Below are 24,167 nucleotides of genomic sequence, written 5' to 3'. Positions count from 1 at the left end.
ACGATCGGCGTTCCCAGTGCGGTGCACCGGCCGGGACCGGTTCGGCGCTCCGAACCGGTCCCGGCCGTCAGCACGTCGTGGCGGAAGGTTCAGTGCCGCAGCGACTTGAAGGCCGTGCGGAGCTCCCGGGCCAGCAGCTGCGGCTGCTCCCAGGCGGCGAAGTGGCCTCCCTTGTCGACCTCGTTCCAGTGGATGAGGTTGCCATAGGCCCGTTCGCCCCAACTCCGTGGCGCGGGGTAGATCTCGGCCGGGAACACGGTGACCGCCACCGGGACGTCGGGGATGTCGAACGCGTTGAACGGGCCGCCCCCGGCCTGGGAGCCTTCCCAGTACAGCCGGGAGGACGACGCCCCGGTGTTGGTCAGCCAGTACAGCGAGATGGCGTCGAGCATCTCGTCGTAGGTGAGGACCTTTTCGGGCTCGCCGCCGGAGTCGGTCCACTCCGCGATCTTGTCGTAGTAGTACGCCGCCATCGCGAGGGGCGAGTCGGCGAGGGCGTAGCCGATGGTCTGCGGGCTCTGGTTCATCATCGCGGCGTACCCGAAGCCGTCGCGGTAGAAGTGCAGCAGCCGGTCGTAGGCGGCCTTCTCGCGCGCCGACAGATCCGACGGAGCGGGATCGAAGTTCCGGAGGTGGCGGAGGACGTCCGGCGGCACGGTGCCCGGCATGTTCACGTGGATGCCGAGCAGCCCCTCCGGCCGCTGCGTGGCCTGGATCTGCGCGATGATCGCACCCCAGTCGCCGCCCTGGGAGACGTACTGCTCGTAGCCGAGCCGGAGCATGAGCCGGTGGAACGCGTTCGCAACGCGGGCGGGGTTCCACCCGGTCGTCGTCGGCCGGCCCGAGAAGCCGTAGCCGGGCAATGTCGGCAGGACGAGGTGGAAGGCGTCCTCGGCACGTCCGCCGTGGGCCGTCGGGTTGACGAGCGGGTCGATGATCTTCAGGAGCTCGATGATCGAGCCGGGCCAGCCGTGCGTCATGAGCATCGGCAGGGCGTCGGCATGCGGCGAGCGGATGTGCGCGAACTGGATGTCCAGCCCGTCGATCTCGGTGATGAACTGGGGCAGTGCGTTGAGCCTCGCCTCGACCTTGCGCCAGTCGTATCGGGTTCCCCAGTACTCGACCAGCGGGCGGACCTTCGCCGACTGGGCACCCTGGGACCGGTCCCCCACGGTCTCCGGGTCCGGCCAGCGCGTCGCCCGCACCCGCCGCCGAAGCTCGCTGATCTCCCTCTGCGGCACCTTGATGCGGAAGGGACGGACTCCGGGGATCGGGTGGGCGGGGCCCAGGAAGGCGCCGGTCGCCGACGCGGCGGGACCTGCCGCTGTCGACCCGCCCGCCGCAGCCTGGGCCTGGCCGGGCACGCCGAGTTGGGTGGCGACGACGGCACCGGCGGCCAGGCCGAGGAACCGACGACGGCCGGTGGTGGTGTGGCCGGGATCTCCGGTCGTGTCCATGAGGACTCCTTGCTCGGTGGTGATGAGTGATGACGGACGGTCGAGCGGGGGCAGGGCGTAGGGCCGCCTCGACGGAAACACCCAGCGCGCTCAAGGCCCGTCGCGTGGTGACTCGTTCGGATGGTGAGGATCATGGCGCGCACATTTGTCACCTGTCAAATAGGTGACGAATTCCCTTCGGGGTGTGACTCGACGGCGGCGAACTCCACATCATATACTTGACCAAGCAAGCAATATTCCACCGCTTGCCGTCCGACGGTGGTGCCTGCGAACGTGAGGGCGGCGTAGCATGCCTCCGGTGGTGACGTGAGATACGTGTCTCACCCCCCTCAGGTTGCTCCACCTCGCCAGGCAGCGCTCCTGCACGATGCCTTATGTGCGCGCGGCATACGTGTATCGACATCCACCGGCCCATGAAGCGCGACCGGCACCCCTACTTCCTCTCAACGGCGCCTGCTCACGCCGTAGTTGGGACCGACAGCAAGGAGTCGTGATGCACGCGGCAACACTCCCCCGCATGTTCCTGGAGATCGCGGCTGCGCACGGGGAGCGTGAAGCCCTGGTGGACGGGCCCGTCCGGCTCAGCCATGCCGAGGCACTGCGGCGGGCCGCCGGCGTCGCGGTCCGGCTACGGGACCGGCAAGTCACCCCGGGCGACCGGGTCGCGATCCTGCTCCCCAACTGTTGGCAGTACGCGGTCGGTTACATCGGGGCCCAGCTGGCCGGTGCCGTCGTCGTCCTGGTGAACACCCGGCTGACCGGGCCGGAGCTCGACCACGTCCTGACCGACAGCGGTGCGACGGTGATCCTCACCGACGCCGTCGACGGGCCCCTCGGCGCCCGCGTGCCGACCGCGTTCACCGAGCGCATCGTCCCGGTCGACGTACTCCTCGCCGAATCGGGGGCGGACGCGCGGGAGTTCGACCCGAGCGCGCTGCCCGGACGCGACCGCACACCCGGCGACGTGGCCCATCTGCTCTACACCTCGGGCACCACCGGCAGACCCAAGGGCGCGATGCACACGCACGCCAATCTGCTGTTCAACGCCCGCACCGTGCGCGAGCGGCTCGGCGCCGGGCCGCGGGAGCGGACCCTGATCGCGGCCCCGATGTTCCACGCGACCGGCGTGGTCTCGCAGTTCATCGGCTTCTTCACGGGCGGCGGATGCTGCGTGTTCACCCCGGAGTTCAAGGCGGAGACCGTCGTACAGCTGATGGTGCGTGAACGCATCACGTTCTTCGCCGGTGTCGCGGCCATGCTCCGGCTGATCCTTCTCAAGGCCGCGGACACCGCGTCCGACCTGTCCGCCCTGCGCCTGTTCGTCATGGGCGGTTCCCCGGTACCGGAGAGCTTCCCCGCCGAGGTCGGCAGGCGTCTGCCCGGGCTCGACCTCGGCAACGTGTGGGGCCTGACCGAGGGCACGTCGATCGTGACCTACACCGAGAAGGACGAGTACCTCTCCCACCCGGGCACGGTGGGAAGGCCCGTGGCGGGCCTCGAGGTCGCCGTCTCCGTGAGCGGCGCACCCCCACGTGACCTGCGTGACACCGTCGGCGAACTATGTGTGCGCGGCCCCGTGGTGACCGCGGGCTACTGGAACAACCCGGAGGCCACCGCCACCACATTCGTGGACGGCTGGCTGTACACGGGAGACGTCGGCAGCGTCGACGCCGACGGGTTCGTGAGGGTGCTCGACCGCCTCAAGGACATGATCATCCGTGGTGGCGAGAACATCTACAGCCTCGAGGTCGAGAGCGTCCTGGCCGGCCATCCGGACGTCGCCGATGCCGCCGTCGTCGGCGTGCCCGACCCGATCTTCGACGAGCGGGTGCGCGCGGTCGTCGTACCCCGCCCGGGCCGCGCCCCCGGCCCGGAGGCACTGCGCTCGTACGCCGCCGCCTTTCTGGCCGACTACAAGGTCCCCGCCGAGTTCGTCTTCGTCGAGGAGTTGCCCCGCAATCCGTCCGGCAAGGTGCTCAAGCAGCAGCTCGCCGGCATCCCCACCGCCCTCGACGGCGGCACGATCCACGTCCCCACCGCCCTCGACAGCGGCACGCCGCGCGTGGAGCGGTCGACCGCCCAGGACACCGATGACCTACCCTGTTGATCCGTCGGCCACCGCAGCCGCGCCCGCCGCGCCCGTCGACGTGCTGATCGTGGGCGCGGGATTCAGCGGGCTCGGTGTCGCCGCCCTGCTCCGCAGGGCGGGCATCCGCTCGTTCCGGATCCTCGAGGCCGCCGACGACGTGGGCGGGACCTGGCGCGCCAACACCTATCCCGGGTGTGCCTGTGACATCCCGTCACCCCTGTACTCGTACTCCTTCGACCAGAAACCGGACTGGAGGCGGCTGTTCGCCCGCCAACCGGAGATCCTGGACTACCTGCGTGACGTGGCCCGCCGGCGCGGCCTCGTCGACCATGTGCGGTTCGGCCAGGAGGTGCGCAGCGCCCGGTGGGTCGAGGCGGACTCCCGCTGGGAAGTGGTGACGTCGGCCGGCGAGTGCCATCGGGCCCGGTTCCTGGTCTGCGCGGTCGGACCGCTGCACCATCCCGCCCTTCCCGACCTGCCCGGCGTCAAGTCCTTCGGCGGCGCGGTGTTCCACTCGGCGGGCTGGCGGCACGACGTGGACCTGACCGGCAAGCGGGTCGCGGTCATCGGCACCGGTGCCAGCGCCGTCCAGTTCGTTCCGGCGATCGTCGACCGGGTCTCGGCGCTCACGGTCTTCCAGCGCACACCGCCCTGGATCGTCCCGAAGGCCGACCGGCCCTTCGACGAGCGCCACCGCCGTCTGGCTCGCTGGTGTCCGCCCTACCGCTGGTGGGTGCGCGAGCGTCTGTTCCGCATCCATGAGAAGCGCGCCGCCGGTTTCGTCAGCGATCCTCGGGCGCTGGCCGCGACCGAGGCGCTGGCACGCAGGCTGATCGAGAAACAGGTGCCCGATCCCCTGCTGCGCGCGGCTGTCACCCCCGACTACGCCCTCGGTTGCAAGCGGCTGCTGATCTCCGGCGACTGGTATCCGGCGCTGTCCCGGCCGCACGTTCGGGTGCGTCGGGGCGGGGTCAGGGAGGTGGGGCCCGGGACGGTGGTCGGCGAGGACGGCGTCGAGGTCGCCGCGGACGTCCTCATCCTCGGCACCGGCTTCGACGCGCAGAACACCCTTCGTATCGACATCACGGGACGCGACGGTGTCACCCTCGCCGAGGCCTGGGCCGACGGCAAGCAGGCCTATCTCGGCACCACTGTCACCGGGTTCCCCAACATGTTCCTGATGGTCGGGCCGAACACCGGCCTCGGTCACAACTCGCAGATCGTCATGATCGAGGCGCAGGCCCGCTACATCACGGCACTGCTGCGCCGTATGCGTCGTCGCGGCGCGGACTCGATCGAGGTGCGTCCCGAGACACAGCGGGCCTTCAACGACTGGGGGGACGGACGGATGGCCGGCACCGTCTGGCAGTCCGGAGGATGCCGCAGCTGGTACCAGGATCCCCGATCGGGCCGGAACACCGTGCTGTGGCCCGACACCACGATCGCTTTCCGGCGCCGGACCGGTCGTGTCCGGATGGCGGACTATCTGCTCGGCCGGACCTGAATGGAGGGTCGACCGAGGGTCACCGGGCCCGGTGGCTCGGCGAGTTGACGCCACGTCGGACACCGGCCCGGCACAAGCCACCAAACCCTTGAGGGCATTTGACTTGCGCACAAGGTAATTGTGCTCTAGGTTTCTCGATGTCGCCCTACCGACCCGGACACGAAGGACACCCGCCGTGAACATCAAAAGCATCCTCCGCCCGATCCGTACCCAGGCCGTCCTGGCCGGTTCGCTCGCCACCCTGGCGGCACTGTCCCTGTCGGCCACCACCGCGGCCGGCGCCGCCAAGGCCGAGGCCGAGCCGACGCGGGCGAAGCCCACCGTCGTCCTGGTACACGGAGCCTTCGCCGACGCATCGAGCTGGAACGACGTCATCAAGCGTCTGCAGCACGCCGGTTATCCGGTCATCGCCCCCGCCAACCCGCTCCGCGGACTGACCGGTGACGCCGCCTACCTCAACAGCGTCCTGGACAGCGTCAAGGGCCCGATCGTGCTCGTCGGCCACTCCTACGGCGGCTCCGTCATCAGCCAGGCCGCGGCCGGCGACCCGGACGTCAAGGCACTCGTGTACATCGCCGCCTTCGCCCCCGACAAGGGCGAGAGCGCGCTGGAGCTGTCCGACAAGTACCCGGGCAGCACCCTGGGACCGACCCTGAACAGCGTGCCCATCACCCTCGCCGACGGCACCGCAGGAACCGACCTGTACATCAAGTCCGGCGAGTTCCGCGACCAGTTCGCGGCCGACGTGCCCACCGCGCGGACCGACCTCATGGCCGCCACCCAGCGCCCCGTCACCTCCGCGGCCCTGGAGGAGAAGGCCACCGCTTCCGCCTGGAAGACCATCCCCTCCTGGTACCTGGTCAGCACCCAGGACAAGAACATCCCCCCGGCCGCACAGCGCTTCATGGCCCGGCGCGCACACGCCCGCACCGTGGAGGTCAAGGCCTCCCACGCCGTGTCCGTCTCCCGCCCGGCGGACGTCACCCGCCTGATCGAAGAGGCCGCGAGCAGCGTCCGCTGACCGGCCGGAGGGTGCCGGACCACTACGGGCCAGGCACCCTCCACGGGGTGGACGGACCGCGTGTCACCGCCTCCCGGTGGTGGCCACGCTGCCGCGCATCAGGTACGCACGGTCGACCGTCTGCCGGACGCTGTCGCCGTCGGCGTCCGTCGCGGTCACGCGCACGGTGACGTAGGCGTCGCCGTGCAGATACGACGGCCGCGCCACGGTGGCGGTGAACCGCCCGGCACCGTTCCGGGCCGTGCGCGCGGTGGTCCAGCTCACCCCGTCGTCGAACGACGTCTCGACCTTGAGCGTCACCCCGCGCGGTGCTGCCATTCCGTCCTGCATACGGACGTCCAGACCGAGCGTGTGCGTGCGCGCCGGGCCCACCGCGTTCCGCGCGTCGACCGGTACGTCGTAGTCGACCTGGAGCAGCGGGAGCTTCACCGGGCCGGTGGTGGTGCCCGAGCGGAACGTCCAGGACGTGTGGGTGCTCGGTGCGAAGCGCCAGTCGTCCGAGCGGCGCGCGGTCGTCAGGTCCAGCCGGTAGTCGGCGTCACCCGCGGCAACCTCGAAGGTGCCCCACGCGCCGTTGTCGGACCGGGCGATCCGCTTCCCGTCGCGGTACACCTCCGCCGTGGCGGTGTCGCCGACGTGCTCGAAGCCGCCGGCCTCCGCGAACGACCAGTGTCCGGCACCGGAGTCGTCGAACTCGGGGACGTAGACAGCCAGGGTGTCACCGGTGCGTACGGCCGGTGCGTGGCCCCCGGTCGGGATGGAGGGGCGGACCACCGCCCCGTACCACCGTTCCGTGGTGCGCTGACCGGGCCGGTAGGTGTGCGGGTCGTCGCGCATGCCGCCGCGCAGCCCCTGGTCGCTGGACTCGACGACCCGGTACTGCACGGCGTGCTGCCACTGCGTGCCGTTCCCGGCGCTGACGTACTCGACGCGCTCCTGTCCCACCGGGACGATGCGGCTCCACTGGTTGATCGAGGTGCTCTGGTACGGCCGCCAGGCGAAGCGCTGCTCGCTCGCCCACTCGGCGGACCCGGTGCGGCTGTAGGTGGCGCGGACCACGGCGGTGTCCCGCTCCCTGACGGTGTAGACCGGGTTCTCCGGGACGGCGCCCTTCGAGACCTCCATCAGGTCGTAGAGGTACGGGCTGCGCACCGTGCCGGTGAAGCCCACGGTCGTGGTGCCCTTCGCCAGGCGCTTCAGCACGCCCGCGCCGTCCGCCGAGGACATCCGGACGAAGGGCAGCGCCGTCCGCTCACCTCCAGGTTGCCATTCGGTGTAGGCGGCGATGCCTTCGGGAAGCACCAGCAGCAGGGCCTTGGCGCCCGCGGACCTGGCCGCTCGCGCCAGCTCCCGGGTGTCGTAGCCGGCGGAGCCGTCGTCGCGCAGGACGGCCAGCCGGCCGCGCGCACGGCGGAAGTCCGGTGCCTGTGCGGTGCCGGCGTCCGCGGCCGTCAGCCGGGCGCCACGGTCCGCGAAGGCCGGGGAGAAACCCTCATAGTACGGGCGGAGTTCCTGGTGGATGCCGGAGACCTTCGCCCGCAGCTGCGGGGCCGCCATCTGCGCGTGCACGGTGAACTCGAAGGCACCGTCGGTCACCGGGGCGGTGGCGTTGACGTAGAACCGGTCGCCGCCGTAGACGACGAAGCTCTGGAGCAGCGTCTTGCCGTCGATCTCGCGGTAGAGCACGGGGGTGAGGACGCCGATGCGGTCCGCGGGGCGCGGCGTGCGGATCCTCACCTCTGCGGTCTCGGCGGCGTTCAGCGTCACCGTCGTGTCCTTGGTGACCTTCACCTCGGGGGCGACGACCTCGCCCACCTCCGCCGCGCCGTCGGCCGCGCTCTCGGTGAACGTGCCGTAGACGTGGTACGTGCCCTCCTCGACCAGGGCGACGCCCGCTTCACGGTCCGTGTAGTCCACGTACCCGTCCGCGCCGAAGACGGTCCCCAGCCAGCCCGGCACGACCCGGCCCCGGCGGTCGCGGTAGACCACGGTCAGCCGGTGCTGCGGGGCGTGCACCGCGAGGGAGACGGTGGTGTGGGCGCGCACGGTCCCGTCGGCGGCGGTCGCGGTGACGTAGCCGTAGTACTTCCCGCGGACGGCGTGCGTCGCGTCGGTGCGCAGCGGGACCTCGGCGGTGGCGCCGGGTTCCAGCCGGACGGTGTCGGAGCCGAGGCGGACCACTCCGTCGGCCAGTGCGCGTCCGGTCTCCGTGGCCAGGCGGGCGGCGAGGGAGAGGGTGACGGGGGTGTCGCCGGTGTTGGTGTAGCGGACGGTGGCCGTCTGCTGCTGTTCCGGGCTGCCGCCGAGGTGGAAGGGGGCGAGGGTGACGGAACCGGTGGCGGTGACCGGACCCATGGCCGCGGCCAGGTCGATGCGACCGCCGCCCTGCTCGGTCACCTTGGTGCCGGCCACCGTGTGCGCCGTGCTGATCAGGGCGTCCTTGATCTGCTGAGCCGTCCAGTCCGGGTGCTGCTGGGCGAGCAGCGCGGCGGCGCCGGCGACGTGCGGGGTGGCCATGGATGTTCCGGACAGTGCGACGTAGTCGGCGTCGACCGGGTCGCCCAGGGTGGTTCCGGCCGCCCGGGCGGCGACGACACCGACACCGGGAGCGGTCACGTCGGGCTTGACCGCGCCGTCGCCCCAGCGCGGGCCGCGACTGGAGAACGGGGCGAGCGAGTCGTCCCGGTCGACGGCCCCGACGGTCAGCGCCGCGTCGGCCGCGCCCGGCGTGCCGACGGTGGACGGTGCCGGGCCCGCGTTGCCCGCCGCGACCACGAAGAGGGTGCCGGTGGACGCGGTCAGGGAGTTGACGGCCTGGCTCACCGGGTCGGTGCCGTCGGTCTCGTCGTCCGAGCCCAGGCTCATGTTGACGACCTCGGCGTGCTCGCCGGCCGCCCACTCCATGCCGTCGATGACGTCGGACTCGGAGCCGTAGCCGTCGTCGCCGAGCACCTTGCCGATCAGCAGGTCGGCCTGGGGCGCGACGCCGCGGCGGGTCCCGCCGGAGGCGGCGCCGGTGCCGCCGACGATCGAGGCGACGTGCGTGCCGTGACCGAAGTGGTCGTCCGTGTTCCCGCTGCCGGAGAAGTCCTTGGACGCCGTGATGCGCCCGGACAGGTCGGGGTGGCCGGCGTCGACACCGGTGTCGAGCACGGCGACCTTGACGCCCTGTCCCTCGTAGCCGGCCTTCCAGGCCGTGGGGGCGTTGATCTGGGCGGTGCTGCGGTCCAGCGCGGCCTTGACCTTGCCGTCGAGCGAGATGCGCGGGGTCACCGCGGCGCGGGCGGCGTCTGACGTGTGGTCAGGAAGCAGCGCCCGCCAGAGATTTGCCAGGTCGTCTGCGGCGACCCGCAGTGACCGCGCGTCGATGCTCTCCAGCCGGCGCGGGGGCGCCGTGCCCGCGTCGAAGGCCATCAGCCGGTCCGCGGTCGCCGCGGCGGCCTTCGCCGCCGGTGCGCTGACCCGGCCCCCGGTCCGGGACGGCTCCGGGCGCGCGGAGACGATCAGCGGAAGAACGGAGGTGTGTGCCTCGTCGTAGCCTTCGGCGATCAGGGCCGTCACGTCGAAGAGCCGACGGTCCAGCGTGCCCGCGGTCACCAACGCCTCGGCGTCGAGCGGCAGTACGTTCAGCGCCTTGTCGTCCCCTTCCAGGGTCTCGAAGGGTATGTGGTCACGCCCGGGTCCCGGGTGCACCGAGACGGTGCGGCGGCCTCCGGGCAGCGTCGTCACGGTCACCCGGTCGCCGGTCACCAGCCGCACGGTCGCGGAGCGGGAGCCCGGCGCGGAGGCGGTGGGCGCGGCGGTCACGGTGTCCGCCGCCGGCGCCGCGAGGGAGGCCGGCACAACTCCGGCGACCAGCGCGAGTCCCGTCGACAGGGCCGCCGTCAGACGGCTTCTCGTCGTAAACAAAATCACCTCTCATACATGGTGGGAACTTGTCCCGAAGAGCCCGAAAAACCAAACGGTCCAGTAACTTGATAATTGCTCAGACAAGTATGCTGCGCGGAATGTACACCACACCGGTGTCACCTCCCTAGACTCCATGAGCCCTGGTAGTCGCCTTGATTGCTTGACAAGTCCACTAAGGGGCCTATCTACTTGTCGCGCCGAAGAGCCAGAAGCATGAAATTACGCAAGGCATTGTTCACCAAGCCCGGTTTCCGGAAGTCGGCGCGGCCGCACGGCCGGTGACCCCGCTCGCCGCCGCTGACTGACGAGCCGTCAACGCAGTGATTGCCACGCACAGCGAAGGGATCACCATGCCACCCATACGCCCCCGCACCCGGGGGTTCACCGCGCTCGGTCTCGCGCTGGCCGTACTGGCCGCGCAGCCGACGGCGTCAGCCCTGGCCGCCCTGAGACCGGGCGCCTCCGCGCAGCAGACCGCGGGCACCGCCGCGCACCGCATGCCGGACTCCCGGACAGTCACCCTCATCACCGGCGACAAGGTGACCGTGAACACCGCCGCCGACGGCAGTGTCACCCGCCGGGTACAGGGCGCGGACGGCCGGGCCACCGGCTTCCGGACCCAGCAGGACGGCGACGACACCTACGTGTTCCCCGAGGCGGCCCTGCCGTACGTCGCCGCCGGCACATTGGACCGCGAACTCTTCGACGTCACCCGGCTGCTGGCGGATGGTTACGCGGACGACCGAAGCAGTGTGCTGCCGCTGATCGTCACGTACAGCGACGCTGCTGCGCGAGCGCGGACCGAGGCAGTGCCCGCCGGGGCCACGAAAACTCTCTCCCTGAGCAGTGTCCAGGGCGCGGCGCTGTCGCAACGGCGCACGAAGGCCGCCGACTTCTGGGCCTCGTTGACCGGCGGGACCACGCCGGCCGGCGGCCGCGGCGCCGTGCGCGAGCCCCGGCTGCGCGGCGGTATCGCGAAGGTCTGGCTGGACGGGAAGGTCGAGGCCGACCTGGCCGACACCACCGAGCAGATCGGCGCGCCACAGGTGTGGGCGGGCGGCGACACCGGGCAGGGCGTGGACGTGGCGGTGCTGGACACCGGTGTGGACACCCGCCACCCCGACCTCGTCGGTCAGGTGGCCGGGAGTACGAGCTTCGTGCCCGACGAGGACATCGAGGACCACAACGGCCACGGCACGCACGTCGCCTCGACCATCGCGGGTACCGGCGCCGCCTCCGACGGCAAGGAGCGAGGCGTCGCACCCGGCGCACGCCTGCACGTGGGCAAGGTCCTCGCCGGCGACGGCAGCGGTCAGGAGTCCTGGGTGCTGGCCGGCATGGAGTGGGCCGCCCGCGACCAGCACGCCAAGATCATCAGCATGAGCCTCGGCGCCGGGCCCACCGACGGCAGCGACCCGCTGAGCCAGGCCGTCGACCGGCTCAGCGCCGAGACGGGCGCGCTGTTCACCATCGCGGCGGGCAACGACGGCCAGTACGCCGTCGCCGCGCCGAGCGTCGCCGACGCCGCGCTCTCCGTCGGCGCCGTGGACGGCTCCGACCGGCTCGCGAGCTTCTCCGCCACCGGCCCGCGGCAGGGCGACGCCGGCCTGAAGCCGGAACTCACCGCGCCGGGCGTCGACGTCCTGGCGGCCCGTTCGCGGTACGCCCTGGAGGGCGTCGGCGACTACCAGACGCTGAGCGGCACCTCGATGGCCACCCCGCACGTCGCCGGTGCCGCCGCGCTGCTCGCCGCCGCACACCCGGACTGGACCGGGCAGCAGCTCAAGGACGCGCTGGTCAGCAGCACCAAGATGACCCCCGGCTACACGCCGTACCAAGGTGGCAGTGGCCGGCTGGACGCCGCGGCCGCCGTCCACGGCACGGTGTTCGCCACCGGCAGCGCGTTCGGCGGCTACCGCGACGCCGCGGTGCCGGCCGGCGAGAAGGCCACGAAGGAGGTGACGTACACCAACACCGGGGACAGCCCCGTCGCCCTCGACCTGTCGGTCCAGGTCCCGGGCGCGGTTCCGGGCGAGTTCGCGCTGTCCGCGCGGCGGGTTTCCGTTCCCGCGCACGGCACCGGCAAGGTCACGCTGACCACCGACTTCGACCTGGTGAAGGCCGACACCGTGACCTCGGGCCAGATCGTCGCCACCGACGCGTCCGGCACCGTGCGGGCCCACACCCTCACCGGCGCCTACAAGATGGGCCCGCGCCACACCCTCACGGTCAACGGCAAGGACCGTGACGGGCGCCCCCTGGGAGGCGTCGTGACGGTGTCCGGCCCACGGTTCTCCCAGTCGCTGCTCCTGGAGGAGTCGGGGACGGGCACGGTCACCCTCCCGCCCGGCACGTACGCGGTCCAGCTGGAGACCGACGTCGAGGGCGCCCACGGGCCGCACTCCAAGGGCCTGGCCGTGCTGACCGCGCCCGAGGTCGTCCTCGACCAGGACACCACCGTGAACCTCGACGCAGGCAAGGCCAAGCAGCTCTCCATCCGCACCCCCCGGCAGAGCACCGCGGCGCAGTCGCGCATCGCCACCTACCGGTGGTTCGACGACAGGCACGCCTACCTGTACCAACAGGACCTCGACCCGTCGTACGACAGTGCCTGGGTCCTGCCCACCGACCGGAAGGTCACGACGGGCACCTTCGAACTCAGCATCGCCTCACGTCTCGAACAGCCGGCCCTGACGGTCGCGTCCGGCACGCGCGCCTTCGACGACCTGCGGGTGCACCGGGGACGCCTTCCGCTGCCGTCGGGCACGCGGAAGTACGACACGGTCTACGCCGGGGAGGGCGACGCCGCCGCCTACGCCGGGCTGAACGCCAGGGGCAAGGTCGTCGTGGTCCGGCGCAGCGATGCCGTCGAGCGGACCGAGCAGGCCAAGACGGCGGCCCGGGCCGGCGCCGAGCTGCTGCTCGTGGTCAACGACGGCTACGGGCGCCTGGATCCGTGGGACTGGGACCTCGACAACCCCTACTCCCCGACCGACAACTCCCCTCCCCTGACCGTGGCCTCGCTGACCGCGGACGAGGGCGACGATCTGATCACCCAGATCGAACGGGGCCACCGGACGGCGCTCGAGGTGACTTCCCACCCGACCACGGACTACCTCTACGACATCGTGTGGAACCAGTCCGGCATACCGGCGGACCCCACGTACCGGCCACAGCCCCGGGACCTCGCCCGGGTGGACGTGTCCTTCCGCAACAACCGTCCCGCCAAGGCCATCGAGACCCGGGCCGCGGTCTGGCACGGTGACTACTCGTTCCCGCCGCAGCCCACACCCGCGCAGGCGGAGCGCACCGACTGGGTGTCCGCCGACACCGACTGGTACGAAGAGGCCGCCGTCAACCGGCAGCTCCAGATCTACCCCGACACCTACCGGCGCTACCCGGCAGGCACGACCTCCCACCTGGAGTACTTCGGGCCCGTCCAGCGCCCGCGGTTGAACAGCCAGTGGCGGCCGGTACGCACCGGCGACACCCTGCTGGGAGTCGTTCCGGGCTGGGGCGACTCGGTCGCGGGACACGCCGGCACGACGTTCGGCAACGCCGACGTCCGCAACAAGGTGACCCTCTACCAGGGCGACACCGTCGTCCGGGCTTCCGACACCGACACCATCGGCAGCACCCGCTTCCCGCTCGTCCTGCCACCCGAGAAGCTGCGGTACCGCCTGGTCTCGGAGAACTCCCGGGAGACCTGGAGGAACGACTACTCGACCAGCACCCGGACGGAGTGGGGTTTCACCTCCGGGCGGACCGCCGACGGCACGTCGGAGTACCCGGCGCTCGTGCAACTCGACTACGCGGTCGCGGGCATGGACGTCACCGGCAAGGCCGGGCGCCACGCCGAGATCACCGTCAGCCCCGTGCACCTGCCGGGTGGTCCTGACTCCGGCTCCATCCGGAAGGTGACCGTCAACGTCTCCTACGACGACGGCGCCACCTGGCACCACGCGGTCCTGCGCCACACCGGCCAGGCCTGGACCACACGGCTGGACGCCCCCCGCGGCGCACGGTTCGTGACGCTGCGCACGAGCGCCGCCGACACCCAGGACAACACCGTCACCCAGTCCATCACCCGCGCCTTCGGCCTGAAGTAGACACCCGAGGCACACAACGGGGCCCACGGCGAAAGGAGCGGGGCCGCATCCAGCGGTTCCGCACCTCGGACGTCCGCACGCTCGACCCGAACGGTCGATCCGCCTGCCGCTGCCGGCTCAACGCCTCGCTTCGGCCGGCTGGTTCGCGGCGGCGTCGGCCGCGTTGGCGGTGAGCCGGCGCAGGAGGACCTGTGCGGTTCTGAACTCCTCGTCGGTGAGCCCCATGGCCGCGCCGATCACCGGGGGGATGCCGCGGATGCGCTCGCGCAGTGCGGTGCCCTCGGGTGTGAGGGTCACCTCGACCACCCGCTCGTCGTCGGCACGGCGCTGCCGCTGGACCAGACCGTTCGCCTCCAGCCGCTTGATCACCGGCGTGAGCGTTCCGTAGTCCAGGTGCAGCATGGTGACCAGCTCCTTGACGGGGGCCGCACCGTGCTGCCACAGCACGAGCATGACCACGTACTGCGGATAGGTCAGCCCGACCGCGTCGAGGAGGGGACGGTAGACGCTGGTCACCGCGCGTGAGGCGGCGTACAGGGTGAAGCAGAACTGGTCGTCCAGCAACAGCGAGGGCTCGCCGCCCTCATCGGGTGCCGGGGTGCGGCTGTCGCTCACCAGTACCTCCTCTTCCTCGGGTCGTCGGCCGGTCGCGTCCGGACCAGTGTCGCACTTCTCTGGCCCCCGTTGGTCTGGTGCCCCATTGACTTGTGCAGCAGGTAATGGCGGGGGGGGGCGAGGCCACAGGGGCCCGTCTGACGCGTTGCGATGCTGCGCTACGGGGAGGCGGCGCGGCCACTTGAGCATACCCTAGCGTCACCTGCTTGACGGGTGACGCGAACTCTGCCAGAATCATCACCCCTTGAACAGGTGACGCACTTGGCGCGACACCTCCGGCCAGGAGAGCAGAAAGCACACATGGACCTGAAACTCGAAGTTGCGGTGCTGCCCGTGTCCGACGTCGACCGGGCCAAGGCGTTCTACGAGGCACTGGGTTTCCGCCTGGACGTCGACTACGTCGCCGACGACGGCTACCGGGTGGTGCACCTGACGCCTCCCGGCTCGCAGTGCTCGATCCTCTTCGGCACCGGTGTCACCACGGCCGCGCCGGGGTCGGTGCAGGGACTGCACCTCATCGTGGACGACATCGAGAAGGCCCACGCCGACCTCGTCGCCCGCGGCGTCGACATGGGCGAGATCTTCCACGACGCGGGTGGGGTCTTCCACCGCGGCACGGAGGAGGGCCGGGTCAGCGGTCCGCACCCGGAGCGCGCCAGCTACGGCTCGTTCGCCGCGTTCAGCGACCCGGACGGCAACGGGTGGGTGCTCCAGGAAGTGACCACGCGCCTGCCCGGCCGCTGACGGCGAGTCAGCAGCCGGAGCCCCGGCGGCGGGCCGGGCCGCGCTGCCGGGGCGGCGCCCTCCGACCGATAACAGGAGCAGTGATGGAAGAGACCTCCCGCGCCTACGACGTGATCGTCATAGGCGCCGGCCCGGTCGGCGAGAACGTGGCCGACCGTACCCGCGCCGCCGGACTCAGCACCGTGATCGTGGAACGTGAACTGCTCGGCGGGGAGTGCTCTTTCTGGGCCTGCGAGCCCAGCAAGGCCCTGCTGCGGCCCGTGGTGGCCCGCGCCGACGCGCGCGGGGTCCCCGGGCTGAACCGCGCGGTGGACGGGCCGCTGGACGTGGCGGCGGTCCTCGCCCACCGCGACGAGATGGCCGCCCACTGGACCGACGACGACCAGGTCGACTGGCTCGACTCCGTCTCCGTCGACCTCATCCGCGGTCACGGCCGGCTCACCGGCCCCCGGCAGGTGTCGGTGCACACCCGCGACGGCGGCATCGTCCACCTGACGGCACGGCACGCCGTCGCCCTCTGCACCGGCAGCGGCACCGCCTGGCCCGGCATCCCCGGACTCGACACCGTCCGCCCCTGGACGAACCGCGAGGCCACCAGCGCCGACCGGGTACCGGACCGGCTCGCCGTGGTGGGCGGCGGTGTGGTGGCCGTCGAACTGGCCACCGCCTGGCAGGCGCTCGGCTCGCAGGTGACCCTACTGGTCCGTGGCGACGGGCTGCTGGCGAGGATGGAACCGTTCGCCGGCGAGCTGGTCGCGGACGAACTGCGCGCCGCCGGCGTCGACATACGGCTGAAGACGTCGGTCACCTCCGTGACCCGCGAGGACGGCCCCGACGGCGAGGTACGGATCACCCTCGCCGACGGCGCAGAGGTGTCCGCGGACGAGATCCTGGTCGCCACCGGCCGGGCCCCGCGGACCATCGACATCGGCCTGGAGACCATCGGTCTGACCCCGGGCGACTGGCTCGCCGTCGACGACACCTGCCGGGTCACGGCGATCGCCGACGGCTGGCTCTACGCCGTGGGCGACGCCAACCACCGGGCGCTGCTGACCCATCAGGGCAAGTACCAGGCCCGCATCGCGGGCGCCGCCATCGGCGCCCGCGCGAAGGACGAGCCCGTCGATGACACCCGGTACGGCGCCCATGTCGCGACCGCCGACCACACGGCCGTACCCCAGGTCGTCTTCAGCACCCCCGAAGTCGCCTCCGTCGGCCTGACCACGCACGAAGCGCGGCGGACCGGGCGCCGGGTGGACGTGGTGGACTACGACCTCGCACGCCTCGCGGGGGCGCACCAGTACGCCCACGGCTACCGCGGTCGGGCGCGCATGCTGGTCGACCCCGACCGCGGCACCGTGGTCGGAGTCACCTTCGCCGGCCCCGGCGTCGCGGAACTGGTGCACTCGGCCACGATCGCCGTGACGGGCGAGGTGCCGATCGAACGGCTCTGGCACGCGGTACCGGCTTTCCCGACCCTCGGCGAGGTCTGGCTGAGGCTGCTGGAGACCTACCGCGACGCCACTCGACCCGCACGACCCTGACCGAACCGAGCCCAGGGGTCGTCGAGCGCAGGAGGATGTCGAAGCGACTGCGCCCTACCGACCCCCTGGCCCACGGGCATGCCACCGCGGCATCTCCACGACGGTGTGCGGCGCGCCGACGAGCGGCAGATCGAGGACATGGAGTTTCCACGACCCGAGGACATCGCCGACGCGGTGGCTGCACGACGACACAGGGAGCCGGCCGGGCCACCCGCCTGGTCCGGCCGGCTGCTACGCCTCCTTGTTCGGCGCCCTGACTCCTCGAGCAGGCGTCACTGGTCCGCCTGTGCCGGGCCGGCATCCAGGGAGGCCGACTCGCGGCCCCGGCCGACGGCGGGTTCCGAGCGCCGGACGGTGTGACCCGGTGCCGGCTTGTGGTGCGGAAATCCGACGCGGAGAGCGAGGGCGGCGAGCGCCGAGAGCAGCACGGTCGCGGCCGCCAGGATCAGCGCCTGGCGGTACCCGTGGTGCAGCAGGGGCGCGGCCACCAGGGGGCCGAGAATCTGCCCCACCGAGTATCCGGCGGTCAGCAGCGCCACTGCACGGGGGAACCGCAGATGCGACCCCGTTCCCAGCGCGAGTGTGCTCACCCCGATGAAGGTGGCGCCGAACAGCACCGCGGAGATCAGCGCGGCCGCGACTCCCCCGACCAGCGCGGGCAGGACGATACCCACCGCCTGCACGCACAGCGCGACCAGCAGCAGGCTCGGTCGGGACCAGCGCCGTCCGAGCCCCGCCCACAAGGCGGAGGAGGGGATGGCCGCCAGTCCCACGAGCACCCACGCGCCGCTGCCGATCCAGCCGGGCGAGGTCTGCTCGATGGCCGCGACCAGGAAGGTGCCGGCGATGATGTAGCCGATGCCCTCCAGCGTGTACGAGGCGAACAGGGCGCTGAACCAGCGGTGGGTACGCGGCTCCGGCGTCCGTCCCCGCGGTGCCGGAGCCGGAGCGGACGACACCGAAGGGGACGCTGCCCGGGCGGAAGCCGACGGTGGGGCCGGCTCGGGCCGCAGGTTCCAGGCGGCGAGGGTGAGCGTCGCGGCCAGTGCCGCGGAGGCCCACCAGGCCGTCTGCCAGGTGCCGGCCGAGCGGAGAGCCAGCACCAGCAGACCCGACAGGGCGATGCCGACACCGACACCGCCGAATGCCCAGCCCGGCAGGTGGGCCGGTTGATCACGCAGGTGGCTCAGCAGGGAGCTTGCGGCGATGACGAAGATCAGCGCGCTGAAGGCTCCCGCGACCAGCCGGAGTAGCAGCCACACGGCACTGCCGTGCGTCAGCGGCATGGCGGCGAGAGAGGCGACCAGCGCCAGCAGACTGCCCCGCAGCACAGCCGCGGAACGCACCAGCCGTGGCAGGCACGTCCCGGCGAGGGCTCCGACCAGGTAGCCCACATAGTTGGCGGTGGCCAGGTTCGCCCCCGCCCCGGCCGACAGCCCGGCCTGGGCGTGCATCAGCGGAAGGATCGGGGTGTAGACGAAGCGGCCGACGCCCATGCCGGTCGCCAGCGCGGCACCGGCCTGGGCGACGTGGAGCCACGGCGCATGCGGGACGCCTCCCGCGGCGTGGGGGTGGGCGTGCGACGGGGTTGCGCTCATGCGGTGTTCCTCAAGGTCCTTCGGTTCGTCGTGCGGCCGGCTGGGCCCCTGCGACAGCCGGACCAGGGCCGGGCGCTGCGCGGTCGGGACGGCGGGCGGTCTTCGCAGGGGGCCGCCAGCGCACCCGCCCGCCGCACGGTGCCGCCCGCCCGTCGGGACGGCGCCTGGACATGGCGGGCGTTCGAGCGCCGGCGGCACGGCGGTCCGCACGAAGCTGCGCACGGGACTCCGACGGCGTCCTGCTGCCTGCTTCCACCGCCTCAGCATGCGCCCGCCTCGCGGGCGATCTCCACGACCGGCTTCCTCCCTGCTGGGAGGCCCAGCCTCCGACCGGCGGGGGACGATCGCGACCGCTGAGGGGCCGTACTTCCCGGCGGACCCCCCGTTTGTAGTCGATCGGTCGTATACTGACCCTATGGGACGGACAAGTGACGCCAGGAAGAAGATCCTCGAGGCTGCGCAGTCACTCATCGAGCTGCGTGGCTACTCGGCGCTGGGCGTGGCCGAGATCTGCAAGGCGGCCGAGGTACCCAAGGGCAGTTTCTACTACTTCTTCGAGTCCAAGGAGGCCCTCGCGCTCACCGTGATCGACGAGCACTGGGCTGCCGAGCGAGGCGAGTGGAACCGCATCCTGAAGGGCGACGCGGAGCCGCTCCAGCGGTTGCGGCAGCTCTTCGAGGCGACCGAGGCCCAGCACCGGGCCGGCCGGGAGCACCGCGGATCGATCGCGGGCTGCATGCTCGGGAACCTCTCCCTGGAGATGTGCAACCAGAGCGAGGCAGTGCGCGACCGGCTCCAGGAGATCTTCGAAGCACAGGTCGACATGATCGAGGCGGTCATCGTGGAGGCCCTGAGCCGCGGCGAGGTCACCGTGGACGACACCCGCGAATCGGCCCGGGCCGTGGTCGCGCAGCTGGAGGGACAGGTGCTGTTCGCCAAGCTCTACAACACCACCTCACCGCTCGGCACGCTCTGGGCCAATTGCCTGGCACTCCTGGGCGGCCCGACGGCCTCCGTCCCGGCCGCGAACTGACGGCACCGCGGGGCCCGAGGTCCTGACACGCCGGGGGGGGGGGGGGGGGGCCCCCCCCCGCCCGCGCCCCGCGCCCCCCCCCGCCCGCCCCCCCCCCCCCCCCCCCCCCCGGCGGCGCCCCCCCCCCCCCCGGGCCCCCCCCCCGGCGCACGTACGACCGAGAGACACCGCACCCGGCCGCCGGCAGGGTGCGCGACCGCTCACGATCGCCACGGGTGTTCGTGCGGTGCGACGAGGCGCTCGCGCAAACCTGGGCATAGGGTGTGAATCGTCCGTTTGCCCGTGTCTCGGTCGACAGCCGGCAAGGAGACATCGCATGCTCGGGATGGCTCCACCCCCGCGCACGTGCGCGGCTCACCACTCGAACGCTCCGCCTCCTGATGCCTGAGCGCACCCGAGCGCGCACTCCGCGCTCCGATCGAGAGCGAGCGGTCCTGGCCGACGCGGCGCGGTTCCCGCACAGGCCCGGCCTCCGAAAGCCCGGCGTGCCTCCGGGAAGGGTCGAGAAAGAGACACCCAAGTCACAGGAGCAGCGATGAACGATGTCCCCCGCACTTATGACGTCATCGTCATCGGGGCTGGACCGGCCGGTGAGAACGTGGCCGAACGCACCCGGTCCGCCGGGCTCAGCACCGTTGTCATCGAACGCGAACTGCTCGGGGGCGAGTGCTCGTTCTGGGCCTGCGAACCCAGCAAGGCACTGCTGCGGCCGGTGATAGCGCGGGCCGATGCGGGCCGCATCCCCGGATTCCGGCACGCGGCGGACGCGCCTTTGGACGTTCCCGCCGTGCTTGCGCATCGCGACACGATGGCCGAGCACTGGAACGACGACGACCAGGTCGACTGGTTGCACTCGGTCTCCGTGGACCTGATCCGCGGTCACGGCCGGCTCGCCGGGGCGAAGCAGGTGACGGTGGCGACCCCCGAGGGCGACACGGTCCGGCTCGCCGCCCGGCACGCCGTGGTCGTCGCCACCGGCACCGGTGCGGCTCTGCCCGACCTGCCGGGGCTCGACTCGGTTCGTCCGTGGACCAGCCGCCAGGCGACGAGTGCCGCCCAGGTGCCCGGTCGTCTCGTGGTGGTGGGTGGCGGTGTCGTGGCCGTGGAGATGGCCGCCGCCTGGCAGGCGCTCGGCTCCCAAGTGACCATGCTGGTACGCAGCGAGGCTGGACTGCTCCCCCGCATGGAACCGTTCGCCGGTGACATGGTCGCCGAGGGCCTGCGGGAAGCCGGCGTCGACGTGCGACTCGGCGCCTCGGTGATCTCGGTGACGCGCCAGGAGCAAGCGGCCGGCGAGGTCAAGGTCGAGCTCAAGGACGGCGGCGAGGTGACCGCGGACGAGATCCTGTTCGCCATCGGCCGGACTCCCCAGACGGCGGATCTGGGTCTGGAGACGATAGGCCTGACGCCCGGTGACTGGCTGACCGTGGACGACACCTGCCGGGTCACCGCCGTCTCCGACGGCTGGCTCTACGCCGTGGGCGACGCCAATCACAAAGCGTTGATGACCCACCAGGGCAAGTACCAGGCCCGCATCGCGGGCGCGGTCATCGGCGCCCGCGCCCATGCGGAGAGCCTCGACGACGCCAGGTGGGGGGCACACACGACGACCGCGGACAGCGAGGCCGTTCCGCAGGTCGTCTTCACGGACCCCGAGGTCGCGTCCGTGGGCCTCACCACCCGCGAGGCCGCGCGCACCGGACGGCGGGTCGAGGTCGTGGACTACGACATCGGGCTGGTCGCGGGCGCGCGTCAGTACGCCGAGGGCTACCGCGGCAAAGCCCGCATGCTGCTCGACGAGGACACGGGCGTCGTGCTCGGCGTCACCTTCGTCGGCCCTGGCGTCGGGGAGCTGCTGTACTCGGCGACCGTCGCGGTGACGGCCGAGGTGACCGTCGACCGGCTCTGGCACGCCGTGCCGGCCTTCCCTACGATCAGCGAGGTCTGGCTGAGGCTGCTGGAGACGCACCGCGACAGGGACGCTGCGCAGCCCTCCTGAACGCCTGCGCCGAGCCCGTCCACGGAGGGCGTCAGGCCAGCCTGGTCACCTGGTAGTGGGAGATGTACCACTGGGCGGCCACACGCCTGAGCACAACGCTGAGGGTGACGTGGATGTTCGGCCGGTCGGTGAAGGAGAAGTCGACGTCGAGGTACCCGAGCAGGACATCGTCCGCGAGGCTCCGCGTCTCGAGCACCGTGTACTCGGCCGCCAGCCCGATCGGCTGGGAGTCGTAGTACTCGGCGACCCCCTGACGGCCGACGCTGTAGGGATGAAGCCCCTGGAAGATGGCGTCCTCGGTGAAGAGCGCCGCGACCTTCTCCGGCTCGTGCGCGTCCACCGCGGACTTCCACTGGTTCATGACGCCACGCAGGATGGTCTCTTGTGATGCTGTGCTTGTCATCGTTTCTCTCCTCTCACGCAGGGGCGGCACCGGTCCGCACCCCATGACGGGTGTTTGCTGGGAACAGGCCTGGATCAGGCGGTGGGGCCGGCGGCGCCCGGGTCGTTGGGGTGCGACTGCAGAGCGGTGATCTCGGCGGTCATCCACGGCCACAGGGGCAGGGTGCCGAGGACTTTCTCGCGCAACTCGGCCTCGTCGTCCGCACGCCACACGCCGATACTGCGCAGCTCGCCGACCGGGCGCCACAGCCGGAACAAGTGGCCGGTGGCGGACAGCTCCCTGGCCCGGACGGATTCGGCCGCGCGACGCCGGTCGACCTCGGCGGGGTCGGTGCCCTCGGGCACGGTCGTGGTGAGCACGACCAGGAACTCCTTCATCGTCTTTCGTCCTCTCGGTTGTGTCCGGGTGCCGCGGGGCGCACCCACTCGGACGGGAAAGCGCCACTGCGGCGCCGCGAACGCCGGTACCGCGGTGAGAACATGGTCTGCCCCCACGGCGCCGGACGGCGAGGTGTGGCCTCGTGCCCGGCACCGTCGCGGTGGAGCCGGCTCGAGCCGGCGGCCTGTCGGCGACCAGCGCCGGCGTCGACAGGCATGTCCGGTGGGCTGATCAGGCGGCGGCCTGGAGCGCGCCGGCGATCTGCACCACGCGCGCGGCCTGGATACCCGCGGCGATGCGAGTCACCTCGCCGACGGGCTTGGCGCCCTGACCATCGGCGTGCGAGGTGCCGTAGGGGTTGCCGTCGATGAACTTGTGCGGGTCGGTGAAGCCCGGCGTGACCGTGATGCCGCCGAAGTGGTGGATGGAGTTGTACAGGGCGAGCAGGGTGGACTCGTGACCGGCGTGCTCGGTGGCGGTGGAGACGAAGCCGCTGTACACCTTGTTCGCCAGCTTGCCCTCGGCCCAGAGGCCACCGAGCGTGTCGATGAACTGCTTGAGCTGCGAGGAGACGTTGCCGAAGCGGGTGGGCGTACCGAAGATGACGGCGTCGGCCCACTCGATGTCCGCCGGGGTGGCCTCGGGGATGTTGGCGATGGCCGCGTGGTTGGCAGCCCACGCCGGGTTGGAGTCGATGGCGGCCTGGGGAGCGAGCTCGGCGACCTTGAGGAGACGGACCTCGGCACCCGCCTTGACCCCGGCGTCGTGAAGCTCCTTGGCGATCTCCGTGATCGTGCCGGTGGAGGAGTAGAAGATGATGGCGAGCTTGGTCGGGGTGGACATGGCTTTTCTCCCTTTTGTGCGACTTCTGTACGGCTGAGTCGATCGCTTGAGTCGACCGGTCACTTACGCTAGACGACCGGTCTACTTCGGTCAAGTGTGACCTCGTGGCGCTTCGCGCCGAGCTCCTTCGCCTGGGCCCACCCCGGATCGTCTGCCCTGGTCAGAGAGGGTGCAGCGTCGAGGTTGCCGACGTCATGGACGTCGACCAGTACCTGCTGGATGCCTGCGACCCACCGGGCGAAACAGCGCTGGACAGCACAGCGGACCTCCTTGGTCCACCCGTGACGTGAAGCCCGCGCACGGAAGCGCCACAGGGCCGGCCGCACGATCTCAGCACGCCTGGACGCGCGCCCCATTTACACGCCTCGGAGTCAAGATGACCGGCCACCTGTCGAGTCAAGACCGCTCGCGTCCAGGGCTGCATCCGCTAGACTCGCTTTTAGTCGACCGGTCATTTTCACGTCGACGTCGACGTGTCGTGTCGTCTTGAACCTCTCGCTGTAACAACTTTCAGGAGCAGCAGCATGCCCACGTACCGAGCCTTCGAGGCGACCGGTGTTCACAACCTCCGGCTGGTCGAGCGTGAGCTGGTCGATCCCGAACCGGGGCAGGTCCGACTGCGGGTGGAGGCCTGCGGTGTCTGCCACACCGACGTGCTGGCCATCGAGGGCCTGCGCGCGGATCCCTCGCAGCCCGTCGTCCCGGGGCACGAGGTCGTCGGCGTCATCGACGCCGTCGGCGCCGGCGTCACCGCCTGGCAGCCCGGCGACCGGGTCGGTGTCGGCTTCCTCAACGGGCACTGCGGGGAGTGCGAGCCCTGCCGCCGCGGTGACTTCGTCAACTGCCTGAACCAGCCGCAGACCGGCACGACCACCGACGGCGGCTACGCGGAGGTCGTCTACGCCCGGGCCAGCGGGCTCG

At 71.4% G+C, this 24,167-nt stretch carries 16 protein-coding genes; 9 read left to right on the top strand and 7 right to left on the bottom strand.

The window, feature by feature from the left end; genetic code table 11:
* Positions 1–89: 89 nt before the first annotated feature.
* Positions 90–1,457 carry an epoxide hydrolase family protein gene (locus tag ACGFRF_RS36015; protein WP_393747366.1) on the bottom strand — a complete coding sequence of 456 codons (1,368 nt, stop codon included), beginning with the start codon at positions 1,455–1,457 and terminating at the stop codon, positions 90–92.
* Between the two features lie 493 nt (positions 1,458–1,950).
* Here ACGFRF_RS36015 and ACGFRF_RS36010 point away from each other — a divergent pair, with 493 nt between their 5' ends.
* The 3 genes from ACGFRF_RS36010 (at position 1,951) to ACGFRF_RS36000 (ending at position 6,071) form a co-directional block, all read left to right on the top strand.
* Positions 1,951–3,564 (top strand): class I adenylate-forming enzyme family protein, encoded by a 1,614-nt coding sequence (locus ACGFRF_RS36010; protein WP_393747364.1) that lies wholly within the window; start codon positions 1,951–1,953, stop codon positions 3,562–3,564.
* A complete protein-coding gene (locus ACGFRF_RS36005) occupies positions 3,548–5,050 on the top strand; it encodes a flavin-containing monooxygenase (protein WP_393747362.1) in 1,503 nt (500 codons plus the stop codon). Before ACGFRF_RS36010 ends, ACGFRF_RS36005 begins: the two co-directional genes overlap by 17 nt.
* A 175-nt stretch (positions 5,051–5,225) precedes the next feature.
* The gene (locus ACGFRF_RS36000; RefSeq protein WP_393747360.1) at positions 5,226–6,071 is read left to right on the top strand and encodes an alpha/beta fold hydrolase; all 846 of its coding nucleotides are present in this window, start codon (positions 5,226–5,228) and stop codon (positions 6,069–6,071) included.
* A gap of 63 nt (positions 6,072–6,134) precedes the next feature.
* On the opposite strand, the gene ACGFRF_RS35995 is transcribed toward ACGFRF_RS36000, so the two are convergent.
* Entirely contained in the window at positions 6,135–9,980 is a 3,846-nt protein-coding gene (locus ACGFRF_RS35995; RefSeq protein ID WP_393747358.1) for a S8 family serine peptidase, read from the bottom strand.
* A gap of 350 nt (positions 9,981–10,330) precedes the next feature.
* Here ACGFRF_RS35995 and ACGFRF_RS35990 point away from each other — a divergent pair, with 350 nt between their 5' ends.
* Positions 10,331–14,089 (top strand): S8 family serine peptidase, encoded by a 3,759-nt coding sequence (locus tag ACGFRF_RS35990; RefSeq protein WP_393747356.1) that lies wholly within the window; start codon positions 10,331–10,333, stop codon positions 14,087–14,089.
* Positions 14,090–14,206: 117 nt separating this feature from the next.
* Here ACGFRF_RS35990 and ACGFRF_RS35985 read toward each other — a convergent pair whose 3' ends face one another.
* Positions 14,207–14,704, bottom strand: a complete 498-nt coding sequence (locus ACGFRF_RS35985; protein ID WP_393747354.1) for a MarR family winged helix-turn-helix transcriptional regulator — start codon at positions 14,702–14,704, stop codon at positions 14,207–14,209.
* A gap of 300 nt (positions 14,705–15,004) precedes the next feature.
* On the opposite strand from ACGFRF_RS35985, the gene ACGFRF_RS35980 reads away from it, so the two are divergent.
* Together ACGFRF_RS35980 and ACGFRF_RS35975 are read left to right on the top strand one after the other, a co-directional pair.
* Positions 15,005–15,448, top strand: coding sequence for a VOC family protein (locus ACGFRF_RS35980; protein ID WP_393747352.1), 444 nt, complete (start codon positions 15,005–15,007; stop codon positions 15,446–15,448).
* A gap of 83 nt (positions 15,449–15,531) precedes the next feature.
* Positions 15,532–16,992: a dihydrolipoyl dehydrogenase family protein gene (locus tag ACGFRF_RS35975; protein ID WP_393747350.1), complete on the top strand. Its 1,461-nt coding sequence runs from the start codon at positions 15,532–15,534 to the stop codon at positions 16,990–16,992.
* Between the two features lie 272 nt (positions 16,993–17,264).
* Here the strand turns inward: ACGFRF_RS35975 and ACGFRF_RS35970 are convergent, their stop codons facing one another.
* Positions 17,265–18,488, bottom strand: coding sequence for a YbfB/YjiJ family MFS transporter (locus tag ACGFRF_RS35970; protein WP_393747547.1), 1,224 nt, complete (start codon positions 18,486–18,488; stop codon positions 17,265–17,267).
* Positions 18,489–19,005: 517 nt separating this feature from the next.
* Between ACGFRF_RS35970 and ACGFRF_RS35965 the strand changes: the two genes are divergently transcribed.
* Together ACGFRF_RS35965 and ACGFRF_RS35960 are read left to right on the top strand one after the other, a co-directional pair.
* A complete protein-coding gene (locus ACGFRF_RS35965) occupies positions 19,006–19,623 on the top strand; it encodes a TetR/AcrR family transcriptional regulator (RefSeq protein WP_393747348.1) in 618 nt (205 codons plus the stop codon).
* Positions 19,624–20,158: 535 nt separating this feature from the next.
* On the top strand, positions 20,159–21,622 hold the full coding sequence (locus ACGFRF_RS35960) for a dihydrolipoyl dehydrogenase family protein (RefSeq protein WP_393747346.1): 1,464 nt from the start codon (positions 20,159–20,161) through the stop codon (positions 21,620–21,622).
* A gap of 31 nt (positions 21,623–21,653) precedes the next feature.
* Here ACGFRF_RS35960 and ACGFRF_RS35955 read toward each other — a convergent pair whose 3' ends face one another.
* The 3 genes from ACGFRF_RS35955 to wrbA form a co-directional block, all read right to left on the bottom strand.
* Positions 21,654–22,025: an SgcJ/EcaC family oxidoreductase gene (locus ACGFRF_RS35955; RefSeq protein ID WP_393747344.1), complete on the bottom strand. Its 372-nt coding sequence runs from the start codon at positions 22,023–22,025 to the stop codon at positions 21,654–21,656.
* Between the two features lie 74 nt (positions 22,026–22,099).
* Positions 22,100–22,402: a muconolactone Delta-isomerase family protein gene (locus ACGFRF_RS35950; RefSeq protein WP_393747342.1), complete on the bottom strand. Its 303-nt coding sequence runs from the start codon at positions 22,400–22,402 to the stop codon at positions 22,100–22,102.
* A gap of 232 nt (positions 22,403–22,634) precedes the next feature.
* Positions 22,635–23,246, bottom strand: a complete 612-nt coding sequence (gene wrbA, locus ACGFRF_RS35945; RefSeq protein WP_393747340.1) for an NAD(P)H:quinone oxidoreductase — start codon at positions 23,244–23,246, stop codon at positions 22,635–22,637.
* 524 nt (positions 23,247–23,770) lie between these two features.
* On the opposite strand from wrbA, the gene ACGFRF_RS35940 reads away from it, so the two are divergent.
* Positions 23,771–24,167, top strand: a 397-nt coding sequence (locus tag ACGFRF_RS35940) for an alcohol dehydrogenase catalytic domain-containing protein (RefSeq protein WP_393747338.1), incomplete at its 3' end; no start/stop codon positions are given.

Source organism: Streptomyces sp. NPDC048521 (assembly GCF_043199855.1).
Lineage (GTDB): Bacteria > Actinomycetota > Actinomycetes > Streptomycetales > Streptomycetaceae > Streptomyces.
The sequence above is the reverse complement of the archived record's forward strand: the minus strand, read 5'-3'. Positions and strand labels throughout refer to the sequence as shown.

Coding starts and splice junctions, on each gene's coding strand:
- ACGFRF_RS36015 (WP_393747366.1), bottom strand. CDS start 1,457: ATGGACACGACCGGAGATCCCGGCCACACCACCACCGGCCGTCGTCGG.
- ACGFRF_RS36010 (WP_393747364.1), top strand. CDS start 1,951: ATGCACGCGGCAACACTCCCCCGCATGTTCCTGGAGATCGCGGCTGCG.
- ACGFRF_RS36005 (WP_393747362.1), top strand. CDS start 3,548: ATGACCTACCCTGTTGATCCGTCGGCCACCGCAGCCGCGCCCGCCGCG.
- ACGFRF_RS35990 (WP_393747356.1), top strand. CDS start 10,331: ATGCCACCCATACGCCCCCGCACCCGGGGGTTCACCGCGCTCGGTCTC.
- ACGFRF_RS35980 (WP_393747352.1), top strand. CDS start 15,005: ATGGACCTGAAACTCGAAGTTGCGGTGCTGCCCGTGTCCGACGTCGAC.
- ACGFRF_RS35975 (WP_393747350.1), top strand. CDS start 15,532: ATGGAAGAGACCTCCCGCGCCTACGACGTGATCGTCATAGGCGCCGGC.
- ACGFRF_RS35970 (WP_393747547.1), bottom strand. CDS start 18,488: ATGGGCGTCGGCCGCTTCGTCTACACCCCGATCCTTCCGCTGATGCAC.
- ACGFRF_RS35965 (WP_393747348.1), top strand. CDS start 19,006: ATGGGACGGACAAGTGACGCCAGGAAGAAGATCCTCGAGGCTGCGCAG.
- ACGFRF_RS35960 (WP_393747346.1), top strand. CDS start 20,159: ATGAACGATGTCCCCCGCACTTATGACGTCATCGTCATCGGGGCTGGA.
- ACGFRF_RS35955 (WP_393747344.1), bottom strand. CDS start 22,025: ATGACAAGCACAGCATCACAAGAGACCATCCTGCGTGGCGTCATGAAC.
- ACGFRF_RS35950 (WP_393747342.1), bottom strand. CDS start 22,402: ATGAAGGAGTTCCTGGTCGTGCTCACCACGACCGTGCCCGAGGGCACC.
- wrbA (WP_393747340.1), bottom strand. CDS start 23,246: ATGTCCACCCCGACCAAGCTCGCCATCATCTTCTACTCCTCCACCGGC.